General features: G+C 64.0%; 19 protein-coding genes and 2 pseudogenes. 12 read left to right on the forward strand and 9 right to left on the reverse strand.

Features of this window, described 5'->3' with window-relative positions; genetic code table 11:
- Positions 1-50: 50 nt before the first annotated feature.
- Positions 51-281, forward strand: coding sequence for a hypothetical protein (locus LB528_RS06630; protein WP_224714268.1), 231 nt, complete (start codon positions 51-53; stop codon positions 279-281).
- 129 nt (positions 282-410) lie between these two features.
- Here LB528_RS06630 and LB528_RS06635 read toward each other — a convergent pair whose 3' ends face one another.
- Entirely contained in the window at positions 411-1,319 is a 909-nt protein-coding gene (locus LB528_RS06635; protein WP_224714269.1) for a hypothetical protein, read from the reverse strand.
- A gap of 229 nt (positions 1,320-1,548) precedes the next feature.
- Positions 1,549-2,676 carry a YihY/virulence factor BrkB family protein gene (locus LB528_RS06640; RefSeq protein WP_411962113.1) on the reverse strand — a complete coding sequence of 376 codons (1,128 nt, stop codon included), beginning with the start codon at positions 2,674-2,676 and terminating at the stop codon, positions 1,549-1,551.
- Between the two features lie 275 nt (positions 2,677-2,951).
- On the opposite strand from LB528_RS06640, the gene LB528_RS06645 reads away from it, so the two are divergent.
- Positions 2,952-3,137 (forward strand): hypothetical protein, encoded by a 186-nt coding sequence (locus LB528_RS06645; RefSeq protein WP_224714270.1) that lies wholly within the window; start codon positions 2,952-2,954, stop codon positions 3,135-3,137.
- 33 nt (positions 3,138-3,170) lie between these two features.
- On the opposite strand, the gene LB528_RS06650 is transcribed toward LB528_RS06645, so the two are convergent.
- Both LB528_RS06650 and LB528_RS06655 read right to left on the reverse strand, forming a co-directional pair.
- Positions 3,171-3,488, reverse strand: a complete 318-nt coding sequence (locus LB528_RS06650; RefSeq protein ID WP_224714271.1) for a hypothetical protein — start codon at positions 3,486-3,488, stop codon at positions 3,171-3,173.
- Positions 3,489-3,516: 28 nt separating this feature from the next.
- Positions 3,517-4,536, reverse strand: a complete 1,020-nt coding sequence (locus LB528_RS06655; protein ID WP_224714272.1) for an SDR family oxidoreductase — start codon at positions 4,534-4,536, stop codon at positions 3,517-3,519.
- A 505-nt stretch (positions 4,537-5,041) separates the two neighbouring features.
- On the opposite strand from LB528_RS06655, the gene LB528_RS06660 reads away from it, so the two are divergent.
- Positions 5,042-5,341, forward strand: a complete 300-nt coding sequence (locus LB528_RS06660) for a DUF982 domain-containing protein (RefSeq protein WP_224516097.1) — start codon at positions 5,042-5,044, stop codon at positions 5,339-5,341.
- 4 nt (positions 5,342-5,345) lie between these two features.
- On the opposite strand, the gene LB528_RS06665 is transcribed toward LB528_RS06660, so the two are convergent.
- Positions 5,346-6,065 (reverse strand): Crp/Fnr family transcriptional regulator, encoded by a 720-nt coding sequence (locus LB528_RS06665; protein ID WP_224516096.1) that lies wholly within the window; start codon positions 6,063-6,065, stop codon positions 5,346-5,348.
- Positions 6,066-6,315: 250 nt separating this feature from the next.
- Between LB528_RS06665 and LB528_RS06670 the strand changes: the two genes are divergently transcribed.
- A complete protein-coding gene (locus tag LB528_RS06670; RefSeq protein ID WP_224714273.1) occupies positions 6,316-6,459 on the forward strand; it encodes a DUF6894 family protein in 144 nt (47 codons plus the stop codon).
- A 38-nt stretch (positions 6,460-6,497) separates the two neighbouring features.
- A pseudogene (locus LB528_RS06675) lies at positions 6,498-7,387 on the forward strand (alpha/beta fold hydrolase).
- 71 nt (positions 7,388-7,458) lie between these two features.
- Here the strand turns inward: LB528_RS06675 and LB528_RS06680 are convergent.
- Both LB528_RS06680 and LB528_RS06685 read right to left on the reverse strand, forming a co-directional pair.
- The gene (locus LB528_RS06680; protein WP_224714274.1) at positions 7,459-7,683 is read right to left on the reverse strand and encodes a hypothetical protein; all 225 of its coding nucleotides are present in this window, start codon (positions 7,681-7,683) and stop codon (positions 7,459-7,461) included.
- Positions 7,684-7,971: 288 nt separating this feature from the next.
- The gene (locus LB528_RS06685; protein ID WP_224714284.1) at positions 7,972-8,151 is read right to left on the reverse strand and encodes a hypothetical protein; all 180 of its coding nucleotides are present in this window, start codon (positions 8,149-8,151) and stop codon (positions 7,972-7,974) included.
- Here LB528_RS06685 and LB528_RS06690 point away from each other — a divergent pair.
- The 5 genes and pseudogenes from LB528_RS06690 to LB528_RS06710 all read left to right on the forward strand — a co-directional run.
- Positions 8,125-8,220: pseudogene (locus tag LB528_RS06690) on the forward strand (KGG domain-containing protein); the annotation flags it as partial. The gene LB528_RS06685 and the pseudogene LB528_RS06690 sit on opposite strands and share 27 nt — an antisense overlap.
- Positions 8,221-8,373: 153 nt before the next feature.
- A complete protein-coding gene (locus LB528_RS06695) occupies positions 8,374-8,868 on the forward strand; it encodes a hypothetical protein (RefSeq protein WP_224714275.1) in 495 nt (164 codons plus the stop codon).
- A 27-nt stretch (positions 8,869-8,895) separates the two neighbouring features.
- Entirely contained in the window at positions 8,896-9,114 is a 219-nt protein-coding gene (locus LB528_RS06700; RefSeq protein ID WP_224516167.1) for a hypothetical protein, read from the forward strand.
- A gap of 50 nt (positions 9,115-9,164) precedes the next feature.
- Entirely contained in the window at positions 9,165-9,362 is a 198-nt protein-coding gene (locus LB528_RS06705; RefSeq protein WP_224516092.1) for a hypothetical protein, read from the forward strand.
- A 37-nt stretch (positions 9,363-9,399) separates the two neighbouring features.
- Positions 9,400-9,717: a plasmid stabilization protein gene (locus tag LB528_RS06710; protein ID WP_224714276.1), complete on the forward strand. Its 318-nt coding sequence runs from the start codon at positions 9,400-9,402 to the stop codon at positions 9,715-9,717.
- Positions 9,718-9,755: 38 nt separating this feature from the next.
- Here the strand turns inward: LB528_RS06710 and LB528_RS06715 are convergent, their stop codons facing one another.
- Complete coding sequence (locus LB528_RS06715; protein ID WP_224516091.1) at positions 9,756-10,214, reverse strand: Lrp/AsnC family transcriptional regulator; 459 nt, start codon at positions 10,212-10,214, stop codon at positions 9,756-9,758.
- Between the two features lie 170 nt (positions 10,215-10,384).
- Here LB528_RS06715 and LB528_RS06720 point away from each other — a divergent pair, with 170 nt between their 5' ends.
- Both LB528_RS06720 and LB528_RS06725 read left to right on the forward strand, forming a co-directional pair.
- Entirely contained in the window at positions 10,385-11,128 is a 744-nt protein-coding gene (locus tag LB528_RS06720; RefSeq protein ID WP_224714277.1) for an AzlC family ABC transporter permease, read from the forward strand.
- The gene (locus tag LB528_RS06725; protein ID WP_224714278.1) at positions 11,125-11,424 is read left to right on the forward strand and encodes an AzlD family protein; all 300 of its coding nucleotides are present in this window, start codon (positions 11,125-11,127) and stop codon (positions 11,422-11,424) included. The genes LB528_RS06720 and LB528_RS06725 overlap by 4 nt, the downstream gene beginning before the upstream one ends.
- 5 nt (positions 11,425-11,429) lie before the next feature.
- On the opposite strand, the gene LB528_RS06730 is transcribed toward LB528_RS06725, so the two are convergent.
- Positions 11,430-11,933: a hypothetical protein gene (locus LB528_RS06730; RefSeq protein ID WP_224714279.1), complete on the reverse strand. Its 504-nt coding sequence runs from the start codon at positions 11,931-11,933 to the stop codon at positions 11,430-11,432.
- Positions 11,934-12,120: the final 187 nt, after the last annotated feature.

Raw genomic sequence — 12,120 nt, forward strand, 5'->3', positions numbered from 1 at the left:
CGCGAACGGAACCTCGGCCAGAATTGAATGTCGATCTCGAAGGGCGGACCATGACCAAATCGTCGCTTCACCTGCTCAAGGGTACAGGCTATCTGATCTCCGCCGTGAGCGTGATCCTGCTGGGGATCGTCAGTTGGGACAGCGCATTGAAAAGTCCTTTGCTGACGGCCTGTCTGCTCGGGGGGGCCGCCACCTCGATCATCGGCATGTTCTGCCGCTGGCTTTCCTACGAAGTCGAGAAACGGCAGGAAGAGCGGCGGGAGCGCCACAAGGCGCCGTGAGGCCGTCGCAGCGGCGTTTGTCGAAGGCAGCGGGCGTACGCTGGTCGACGTAGTCGTCAACAATAAACGCCCGCCGGCGAAGCCAGCGGGCGCAATTAATGATGGATGCCGAAGGCAGCCCGGGCTGTGTCAGCCGCGAACGAAAAGCGCTTCGTCTTCGTCGCGCTGCCTGCCGCCGAGCGCGCCGGCAACGCTGGCAATGAAAGCCCCAACGATCATCGACAAGGCGCCGACGAGCGCGAAGGTAGCACTTGCCTTTCTGGCCGTGTCGGCGGCCGCCTTCGCCTTGTTCTTGGCGTCTTCGATGCCGGCAAGCACGGTGTCGACGCGCTTGGCGGCATCGGCCTGCGAAAGCCCGGTGCGGGAGGCTACCAGCTTCGCAAGATAGGTTTTGTCGTCGGCCGACACCTCGCCCTTGGCGGCGCTCGCCACCAGGATGCGTGTTGTCTGCGCCGTCGTGCCGGCGTCATTCTGGCCACCCGGGGCCACGGTGCCGGTGTCGGCCGGGCGGAACAGTTGATCGACGAAATAGCCCAGGGTGTTGTTGTCGGTTGAGCCGGCGCTATTCGCGGCCGCCGACGACGCGCCCGCGGCCGCGCCCGCCGCGACGTTGGACGCAGCCTGCACCCCCGCGCCGATGGTTGCGGACAAGGCGGAGCCGAACACGCCGGCAACCAGCAGCGTCGCCAGCGCCCAGGCCAGGAAGCCGTGCGCCGTATCGCGGAAGTAGACCTCGTTGTCGTGAATGCCGACCCACTTCGTCCGTAGCCGGCCGGTCAAGTAACCGCCGAGCCCGGCCGAAAGCCATTGTACGACGATCAGCCAGACGGCGGCCGAGACTGCAAAGGTGGTGATCGAGGTGCTGGCGCCGGTCCATGGCGAAACCATGGTCAGCCCCAGCCCCGAGCCGATGAGCATCAGGACCACTGTGAGCGTCGCCGCGGCGAAGGCTCCGGCGATGATAGGGCCCCAACTCACGGCGGTCGATGAAGATTCGGCAGCGCCGGAAAGCTCAACGTCAGATAGGGCGGAATTCATCACACATCTCCTACCGCGCAAACAGCATAAGCAGGATGATGATCGGGATTGGGACACCCAGCAGCCACAGCAATATACCTCGTCCCATAGTAACCTCCTGTTGCTCTTGAGACGAAATACCAATTCGCAGCACTGGCTTTCGTTCCAAAGGTTAGTGACGGGACCGACGGGCCTCTGTCGACTTTGGAGCCTGCTGATTTTCTTGCGGGAATTGACCTCGATGGATGCTTCAGCCTCTTGGGCGCAAGATCCAGGTGACGAGCAGCGTGATCAGGCTACTGATGACAATCCACATGCCGATCCCGTCGCCGAACGCCCTTGCTCGAGGCGTCGCGGTGCCAATCCGGCCGGCATTGGCCCGCGTCGTTTCCAGCGGTTTGGCTGCTTGCCTGGTTTGACCCGAGCCAGCCCGCTCTTTTGCATCCGCGATGACCGGCGCGAGGTCGCGCCGGCTGCCGCGCCGCACCGAGTAGGCGCGGGTTATCTCGGCGCCGAACAGGAAAATTTGTGCCGAGTAGTAGACCCAGACCAGCACCACCATCAGCGCGCCCGCCGCTCCGTAGGACGTCGCTATGGCGCTGGTGCCGATGTACCAGCCGATCAGCGATTTGCCGATGGTGAAGAGCAGCGCCGTGACCAGCGCGCCGACGCCGACGTCGCGCCATTTGAGCTCCCGGTCCGGCAGGACCTTGTAGATGGCGGCGAAGAGCAGCGCGATCAGTGCGAAGGAGACGACCGTGTTGATGCCGCTGACGATCAGCGTTCCAAACGGCAGGCTGCGGTTGATGACTTCGCCAAGCGCGGCGATTGCCGTGCTGGCTGCAAGCGACACCAGCAGCAGGAAGCCGAGCGCCCCCACTAGGCCGAGGCTCACCGCCCTCGCCCGCACCAGGCGCGAAAACGACACGCTGGTGGGCTTGACCTTCCAGATCTCGTTCAACGACTGCTGCATCTCGCCGAAAACGCCGGAGGCGGTGATCAAAAGCGTGACCAGCCCGATCAAGGTGGCCAAAGTGCCCGACCCGCGCTGCGAGGCGGTCTCGACCGTTGCCTTGAGAAGGTCAGCGCTCTGCGGTCCCATGACGCCCGATATCTGTGCCGAGAGCGCCAGTTGCGCAGCATCGTTGCCGATGACGAACCCGGCGATCGCGACCACGATCAGCAGGATCGGCGCCAGCGAGGTGGTGGCGTAGAAGGCCATCGCCGCGCCGTGGCTCAGCGCATTGTCGGCAATATAGCCGGAGACGCTTTCCTTCAGCAGTATCCAACCTTCATCTATCCAGCGCGGCATCGTCGCCTTCCCATCTTCGGGCGCCACATGCACGGTGGTTTCGGTGGATTTAGTCTGCTCTGCCATGTGCTGCCCACGCTCGGGTACGGAGCGGGCCGGGTGGGACAAGAGCTCGACTGCCTTTTCGTTGGCCAGGGCGGGAAGCCGGAGAAACCAGCCCTGTTCTCTCTGCCACCAGGTCCGGCTGACGCGGCCCGCAAGTCACAATTCTGTGCCAGTGCAATGGTTCCCCCAATGGCGCAGGCCAGCCCAGCGGGATCGCCAAAAGCAGCGGCGAATTTGCAATGAGGAACAACGAGCATATAATTAGCTGACTAAGTGATTCATGGCACGACAAACCGATGGCCAAGAAGAAAGACAGACGGTCCTCTTCCGGCGGTGCGGCAGCCTCTCGGGCCGAAATCCATGAGGCCGCTTATTACGCCCGCAGATGCGGTCTCACCCGCGACGAGGCATTGCGCATGATGCGCGAGGCGAACGCCTCGCCGGCCTTGAAGACCGCCGATGCCGAAAAGCGCAAACGCTGACTTTCCATCGTTGAAGATTACGGCCGGTCTGCGTCATTGGCCGGTCTGCGGCTGAACCTGACCCGGCTTGATCACGGGCATATCGCTGCCGGTGGGCGGCGGAGTCTTGGCATTCTGGTCGCCGGTCGGCGGCGGCTTCAGCACGCCGCCGCAATTGCCGAGCTGTTTCCACAGCTCGTCCGTATCGGCCTCTTGCTTCTGCTTTTGCTGCTGGTCGTTCGCGTCGGGCTTGGCCTGGCAGTTCTGCGTCGGCTGATCCTTCGATTGCGCGGCAGTCTGCGCCGTCGCCGGCAACGCCGGAATCAGAGCGAAGGCCGCGATGAGAAGCGCTTTGTTCATGGGATCTTTCATGGGATCCTCCTCATGTCAGTGCTCGGGGTCAGTAACCCCCGATGATCGGCAGGATCTCGCCGGTGATGTAGCTCGAGCATTGCGGCGAGGCCAGGAACACATAGGCCGGCGCGATCTCCTCCGGCTGGGCCGGCCGCTTCATCGGCGTCTTGGCACCGAACTGCGAGACGTCTTCCGCTTCCTTCTCCGATGGGTTGAGCGGCGTCCAGACCGGACCGGGTGCCACCGCGTTGACACGGATGCCCTTCGCGATGAGGTTGCCGGAAAGCGCGCGGGTGAAGGCGTGAATGCCGCCCTTGGTCATCGAGTAGTCGACCAGTTCCTTCGAACCCTCGATGCCGGTGACCGAACCGGTGTTGATGATCGCCGAGCCCGGCTTCATGTGGGGCACGGCCTCCTGCGCCATGTGGAAATAGCCGTATAGATTGGTCTTCAGTGTGGTGTCGAAATGCTCCTCCGTCAGATCGGCGAAATCGGCGGAGTGGATCTGGAAGGCGGCGTTGTTGACCAGCACGTCGAGTCTGCCGAAGGCCTTGACTGTCTCAGCCACTGCCTTGCGGCAGAAGGCGCGTTTGGCCACGTCGCCGCGCAAGGTGATGCAGCGCCTCCCCTCCGCCTCGACCGCCTGCTTCGTCGCCTTGGCGTCACGATCTTCGCTGAGATAGACGATCGCGATATCGGCACCCTCGCGCGCGAACAGCACGGCGACCGCACGGCCAATGCCGGAATCGCCGCCAGTGATCAGCGCAACCTTGTCCTTGAGCTTGCCCGACCCCTGCCAGAACGGCGCGTCGTAAAGCGGCGCGGGCTCGATAGCCCATTCCTCGCCGGGTTTCGGGTGGTGCTGCTTGGGAAAAGGCGGTACCGGGTACGGGCGCGCTCCGGCCTGCATGGCGCCCGGCGATTTGGATTTCGGCTTGCTGCGGTCCGTGGCATCGACCTTGCGCTGCACGCCGCGCTGCCTGCGCGTCGTTTCGGCGGTGTCTGCCTTCTTGGTGGCCCCCGATTTCTGGGCTGCGTCGGATTTCGTTCGGCTGCTGATCGGCATGGCTGTCTCCTTCTGTTCGAAGGACAACGCATGCCGACTGAAAAGGTTGGCTCGGGTCGTCCCACGTTGCCGAGACGCTCGGGCATGCATCAAAGTTAAATGCGCGGCACGGGCGGGAGTGCTAACCCGCTCGCCATTGGGGGACTCTTCAGGAGGAGACCCATGGACGTTCGAACTCTCATCGGCGGTCTCTCGGCCGCATTGCTGCGCCGGCGTGCCGTCGCACCACCGATCCCCGTCAGGGTGATTCGCGCCTCGCTCGCGGATGTGCCGCTCAGGCCGCGTCCCAGGCCACCGCATCGGCCGGCCCCGCCGATCCGGCCCGCGAGCAGCATCTAGCTCCGAACCGCCGGGCGAATGCAACCGACTGACCAAGTCATCGTTTACGGCCACCCCCAATCTTGTGGTGCACCATGAAATCCAGTCCGCTTTTTCTCCTCGTTGCTGCCGTGATGACCGCCGCGCCCTTCGTCGGCCTTGCCTGGCGCGCAATGGTGACGAGCCGATGAGCCGTTTCCTGCCGCTCACCATCCGCTTCGTCAGCGGCGGCACGATGGTGGTCACCACCGTCGCCGAGGCTAAGAAGGCGCTTGCTGGACATTGGAAGAACAAAGAAGCACCGGCCTACCTGGAAGCGGCCCGGCTGGTGGATGACGCGATCGCGGGCACCTGCCGGCCGGCCGTCGCCTTTGCCGCCTTTAAGAAGGTCGCTGTGCAACAGGGCCTGCTGAAGCCTGCCAAGCCAAGCGCTGCGCTGACCATGCTCGACACGCTCTGGTCGCGCTATAAGGCGCCGCCCCGCTAGAGGCTTATCTCGGCTCGCGCGCCATGCTGAGATAGGTCGGATCGAACTCGGCGATCGTGACCAGCCGCTCCCAGTCGAGGATCGTGATCATATGGTTCGTCCAGCTGATGACGTTCATGCGTCGCAACGTGCCGATCACCCGGTTCATGTGGACGACGGACAGGCCGAGCACATCGGCCAGTTGAGCCTGCGACAGCGGCAGGTAAAAACTCATGTCGCGCGTCTTCTTCACCACCTGCAGCCTGACGAACAGCTCGCATATCAGATGCGCGAGGTGGGAGTGCTTGGAGCGGCGTCCCATGGCCACGATCCATTCGCGATGGATGGCGCCGTCGACGAGCGTGTCGAGCCACAACAGCCGGGTGAGGTGCGGCGCCTGCTCGGTAATCGTCTTGAGCTTGCTATGCTCCGCTGCGGCCACATGGCAGGGAGATAGCGCCACGATGCCATGGTCCATCGTCTTCAGCAAAAACGCATGGAGGTCGACGAAATCGCCCGCGATCTGCAGCGAGGTGAACTGGCGGCCGCCATCCTCCAACACCCTGTAGCGGGCGGCAAACCCGTCGACGATGAGCGTGCTGTAGGTCGGCCTGGTTCCTTCCGAGACGATGTCCTCGCCGACGCCGACATATTTCTCTATCGACAGGGTGGCGGTGAGCAGCGCCTTCTCTTCCTCCGAGAGGGCGTCGTGCTGGCCGAGATTGAGATAAAGCGACTCCAGCATCCGGCGTCCTCCGTGGCATCAGCTAACGCCGCAGACAGAGGCTGGTTGCAGGCCGCGTTCGCCAAGAGCCGGCGCGGCGCTGATTTTCTCTCAGGATCAGCCCTTTGGAACCATGGCCAAGCTCGTGGATTGACCTCGAAGTTTCCGGGGCAGACTTGCCGATGCAGCGCTTCTATTTCGACCTTTACAACAGCGAGCACAGCAGGAAGACACCGAGGGGCAGCTCTTTGCCAGCCGTGAGCGCGCCGGCATGGAGGCACTGCGCATCCTGCACGACGTCGCCCGGGACGAGATGCCGGGCGGCAAGCATCTGACCATCACCGTCAAAGTTCTGGACGAAAAACGCGACCAGATTTTCGAAGCGTCGCTGACACTGGATTCCGCCTGGACGTGAGGCGGTCGACGCTGTCGGCGCCAGCGGGGAGGCAAGCAATGTTTCCGGATTTCGACAGCCGTGAGGTCGACACCGGCGAAGCGAGGACCTTCGCTGCGCCGGCAATGGACCCGGCCTGCTCCTGCTGCATGGCTTTCCCGAATCCCATGTGATGTGGCGCGAGGTGGCTCCCGGCCTGGCACGGGATTTCACAGTCGTCTGCGCCGATTTGCGCGGCTATGGGCAAAGCTCCTGCCCGCCCTCGGCCGCCGACCATGCACCCTATGCCAAGCGCGCCATGGCCGCCGACATGGTCGTGCTGATGGAGACATTCGGCTTTCGGCGCTTCATGGTCGCGGGTCATGATCGAGGCGGGCGCGTTGCCTACCGGCTGGCACTCGACCACCCGGACCGCGTCGAGAAGCTCGCCGTGCTCGACATCATCCCCACCGCCGAGGTGTGGGACCGGGCTGATGCGAGGCTGGCGCTCGGCTATTGGCCCTGGTCGTTGCTGGCACAGCCGGAGCCGCTGCCGGAGAGAATGCTGGCGGCCGGCGCGGAAGCGGTCGTCGACAACGCGCTTTCCGGCTGGGGATCGGCGCCTGATGCATTCCCGCCCGGGGTGCGGCAGGCTTATGTCGATGCGCTGCGCGATCCGGCGCATATCCACGCCATCTGTGAAGAGTATCGCGCGGCGGCCGCGCTCGACCGCCGGCATGATCGAGAGGACCAGGCAACGGGTCGTCGCATCGCCTGTCCGTTGCTGGCGCTGTGGAGCGAGCACGGGGCGCTTGCCGAGTGGTATCGGGATGAAGACGGACCACTGGGCATATGGCGGCGCTGGGCCGACGATGTCAGCGGCGGAGCGATGCCTGGCGGTCACTTCTTTCCGGAGGAGTCGCCGATCGAAACGGCGGCCACGCTGGACGCGTTCTTTTCCGGAAGATAGAAGCGCACTTTTCTCGGAAATTGTGCCGGCCGGCCAAGCCTCCTTCTGGCCTGGCGTCCTGCCGGCCTGGCTCAGGCCAGGATCAAATAGAGCAACGGAACCGCTGCCAGGCCGATTGCCATTGCAACGAGCGTGGCGTGGCCGAGACGCTCCGCGCGCCTGGCAATGTTGGCGACCTCATCCTCGTCATTGATGATATCGAGGAACGAAAGATCGGCACGGGTCGCACGCTGGTTGTCGTTGGCAGGCAGGCTGTCAGCGTCCTGCCGGGCGGGCTTTGCAGAGATGTGGGTCAAAACGTCGTCTCGCTCCGAAGCCGGTCATGCGGCCTTTTTTGTTCATGGATAGTGGTGCCCGCCGGAATTGCGCGGGGCGACCGGCGAGCACCAGAACGGCCGGCGATGGAGGGGGCTTTCTCGACGGCCGCTCCCCAAGTCGCAGAAAGCGGATTGGTTGCATAAGCCAGCCCAATGCGCCGGCCGCATGGGACTTCAGTCCGATCCGGGTCACGAAATGTTTCGAGCGGAACATTGGTTGCCGGCACCTGTTCCCCTTACTCAGGGATGCCGAACGTGTCCTTGAATTCACCCCAAAGAAAAATCCGAACCAACGGAGAATTCGATATGCCCAACCAAGGCGGAACCCACGAACAGCACGTCAAAGCCGGCCAGCAGAGCCACAAGAACCGTGACGACCAGCATCGCGGCAGCGGACAGCAGCAGGCCGAGGACCGGAATATGGGTCAGCAGGGCGCGGGCCAGCATCGGGGCGGCAGCGGCAACTTCGCCGAAGACCGGCAGCGTGCCTCGGAAGCTGGCCGCAAGGGCGGTCAGCGCTGATTCAAATGGCGTCCGTGTCCTTCACGGACGCCATTTTCATTTCCATCGAGGGCTCGACCCCGCGATGGAACTTCTGCCCCGCCCTCCAGTTCCTCTTCAGTCGGTTGCCCAGGGCCGCCGCCGCAGGATGTTTGAACGGAGGCATCAATGTCGCTGCAAACGCTTCATCCCGAACAGGTTGACGAGACCCGCATGCAAGCCTACTCGACCTTCGGTCCTTTGCTGATCCAAGCTCTGGCGCAGAAACTTGGGCATTGCCAGGGCATGCGCGAGTTGGACAAGCTCGAACAATCGCTTGTTCGCCTGGTCGAGGAGACCGACGTTGCCGCTCCGCAGGCCGACGCCATGAAGGAGTTCGCGATCGAGCTCGTCGTGTCGACGCTGCGCAACGTGCGCGAGCATCCGGACGCCAAGCATGATTTGGAGCAGATCGACGAACGGCGCACCGAGGGGCGCTCGGAGGATCCCAACACGCTGGAAGAACAATTGCAGTCGGGTCTCGAGGACAGTTTTCCGGCGAGCGACCCGCCAGCCGTGGTCTCGACCGCGATCACCGGCGGCGCGAAGGACATCGTCGGCACCGACGAGGTGCTGCGGCGCAAGAAGGAAGCGCGCCGCCGGCAGTCGGAGACGGCCGGCTGACGCCAAGGAAATCCAAGGAGGCCTGCGATGACCCAGGCAAAAGACAACATCCCCCATCGTCCGGGCGGGGCCCATGCGCCACAAACGGGCAGCCTGCCGACCAAGGGCGGCGACGATCCCGACGTGCGCTTCCTGGCGGAGAACACCGATCTGTCGCCGAAGCAGGCGCGCGAACTGATCCGGGAGCACGGGCACGACCGCGACAAACTCTTGAAGATCGCACGGACCATGAAAGCGGAAGGCTGACGGCTCTCCAAAGTCGGAGGGCAAACGGCCTTCTCGAAAGCGAGGTTAGCATGAGCAATTCCCCCAGAACCGGACGTCCCGGAACCTCCGATCAATGGCCGCGCTGGGAAGGCCCGAAGGCCAACAGGCCGCGCGGCTACCTGCCGGCTAAGGACGATCCCGACGAGGATCGCGACGCGGCCGGCGAGAACAACAAGGATCCGGAACGGTCCGATCTCGGCGACGTCGCCAAGAAGAAGGGTGCCTGAGACTCTCAATTCACTCAGCGCAACAAGGAGCAGGACAATGCCACGCGGAGATAAATCGAAATACACCGACAAACAGGAACGCAAGGCCGATCATATCGCCGAAGGCTATGAGAAGCGCGGCGTGTCCGAGAAGGAAGCCGAGCGTCGGGCCTGGGCGACGGTCAACAAGGACGACGCCGGGGGCAAGAAGGCAGGCGGCTCCGGCCGCGGCAAGCACACCGGCCATCCGGCGGCGCATAAGGGCGGGAAGGCTGGTGGGAAGGCGTCGGGCGAGCGATCCGCGGCCGCGCGCTCCGCTTCCGCGAAGAAGGCAGCCACGCGCAAGCGCAACGCCGAGCACCACGCTCATCATTGAGGACTTCCCCTTCTCCCCTCGGGGCGAAGGCAAGAGCCTTACAGCGGCATCTCCGATGTCTGCTTGATCGTCTGGCTGGGCACGTCCGTCTTGACGTTCTGCACGCCCTTGATGCGGCTCAGATGCTCTGACTGGAAGCGGCGGTAATCATCGATGCCGCCGGCGACGATCCGGACCATCGCGTCGCAATCGCCCAGCATCAGGTAGCACTCCATCACTTCCGGGAATTTCGCCACCTCGGCGGCGAAATGCTCGATCGTGTCCTCATCCTGCTGCTTCAGCCAGATCCGGGTGAAGAAGGTCTGGCCGCGGCCTATCTTGGCCGGGTTGAGCACCGCGACATAGCGGTCGATGACGCCGGCCTCCTCCAGCAGCTTGACGCGGCGGAGGCATGGCGAGGGCGATAAGCCGACCTCCTTGGCCAGATCGTTGTTGGCCATGCGCCCGTCGCGCTGCAAGGTGCGCAGGATACGTCTGTCAATCTCGTCCAGCTTCATAGCTCAGGATTCCAATCTTTTTTCTAGCTACGCTAGCTAATGCCAAATTCTGGCAAAAATGACGCATCTTCGCAACCCGATTGCCAGGCGTTTCGGCTATTGTCCGGCCATCGACAACCCATAACCGACCGGGAGAACGGCGGCCGCAAGGCCAGCCGAAGGCAAAAGCCATGAGCGTTTCCGAGATTGCCCTCGCCGGGGAGCAGACCAGCAACGGCCGCGGCGCCGAGCTCCGGCGCGGGCTTGCCGCCTCGACCCCGGTGCTGCTCGGCATCATCCCCTACGCGCTGGTGCTCGGCGCACAGGCGGCGCAGAAAGGCTTGAGCACGGTCGAGGTGCCGCTGATGACCGGCCTCAACTTCGCCGGCGGTTCCGAATTCGCCGCGATCCAGCTCTGGACCTCGCCGCCGCATCTCCTGTTGATCACCGCCATCACGCTGCTGGTCAACAGCCGGCATTTCCTGATGGGCGCCGCACTCGCGCCGTTCATCAAGCACCTGCCGAAGCGAAAGGTGTTTCCTGCGCTGTTCCTGATGTGCGACGAGAGCTGGGCGGTAGGCCTCGCCGACGCGCAGCGCCGTGCCGCCGCCGGCATGCGGCCGGCCTTCAGCCTGCCTTTTTATCTAGGCGCCGGCCTGCCCTTTTATTTCGCCTGGGTGGCGTTCACGACCTGCGGCGCAGCGCTCGGCCCGGTGCTCGGCGACGTCGAGACATACGGTTTTGCGATGGCCTTCCCGGCCGTCTTTCTGGTGCTGCTTCGCGGCATGTGGAGGGGTTTGGCAGCAGCCCGGCCCTGGCTCGTCAGCCTGGCGGCGGCGGCGCTCACCTATCTCGTCGTGCCCGGCGCCTGGTATGTGGCGGCCGGCGCGCTGTCCGGCTTGGTTGCCGCATGGTTTCTGGCAGGTGACAAATGATCGATCCGATGACCGCGCTCGCCATCCTGGCGATGGCCGGCGTGACATATCTGACCCGCATCGGCGGCTATGTGGTGCTGAGGAACCGCACGCTGAGCCCGCGCTCCACGGCGGTGATGGAGGCGGCACCCGGCTGCGTGCTGATCTCGGTGATCGCGCCGGACTTCGTTTCGAAGAACCCGGCCGATCTCGTCGCGCTGGCCATAACCGTGCTTGCCGCGTCAAGGTTGTCGATGCTGCCGACAGTGGTGATCGGGGTGGCTTCGGCGGGCGTATTGAGGTTGCTGATGGGCTAGCTCGCTCAGCCGTCGTAGAGCCCGAGCTCGTCCGGCTGGATCGAAGCGGCGTCGCCTTCGCTCGGGCCGTCCGCATGCTGCCTCAACGCGGCATCCAGCTTTTCGCTGTCGCTGCCTCGCGGATCGACTATCGCGCCGACGAGCGTATCGAGAGAAACGCCAAGCTGGTCCAGGCCAAGCTGTCTCTCGATGTCAGCGATCGCCGACGGCGATTGCCGTTTCAACGTTTCGACGGCGTTCTTGATCGCCGTACCGTAGGACGACACTGAATCGTATTCGGCCTGATCGATGCGGAACTCATTGCCCGCGCGTTCCATCAGTCGAACCTTCGTCGCCGTGATGTTGAGGTTGTCGAGGCTGAACTTGGATGCTGGGGCCGCGGGCTCCGCCTGCGTGAGCGGCGAAGCCGTGATGCCGACGGCGCTGTGGATGCTGGCAGCCGGCCTGGCCGTCGGCAACAGGCGCTGCGGCTGCAGGGTCACAATGGCGATGTTGACGGTCGAGGACATTGCGGGCCTCGCAAGCGCTCGTCCGTCATGGTCCGGACGCCGGACAGTCAAGCCAAGACGTCATGTCCGAGCAGAGCCAGGCAATAAGCCCGGTTGTCCTAAGAGTTCGATAGAAGGATGGCTCACCTTTTAACGATGAGCCGCGCTATCACCCCCAGGACTCAGTCGTCCCCGCCCCCGTCATGGC

This window comes from Mesorhizobium sp. CA4, assembly GCF_020165075.1.
GTDB lineage: Bacteria > Pseudomonadota > Alphaproteobacteria > Rhizobiales > Rhizobiaceae > Mesorhizobium.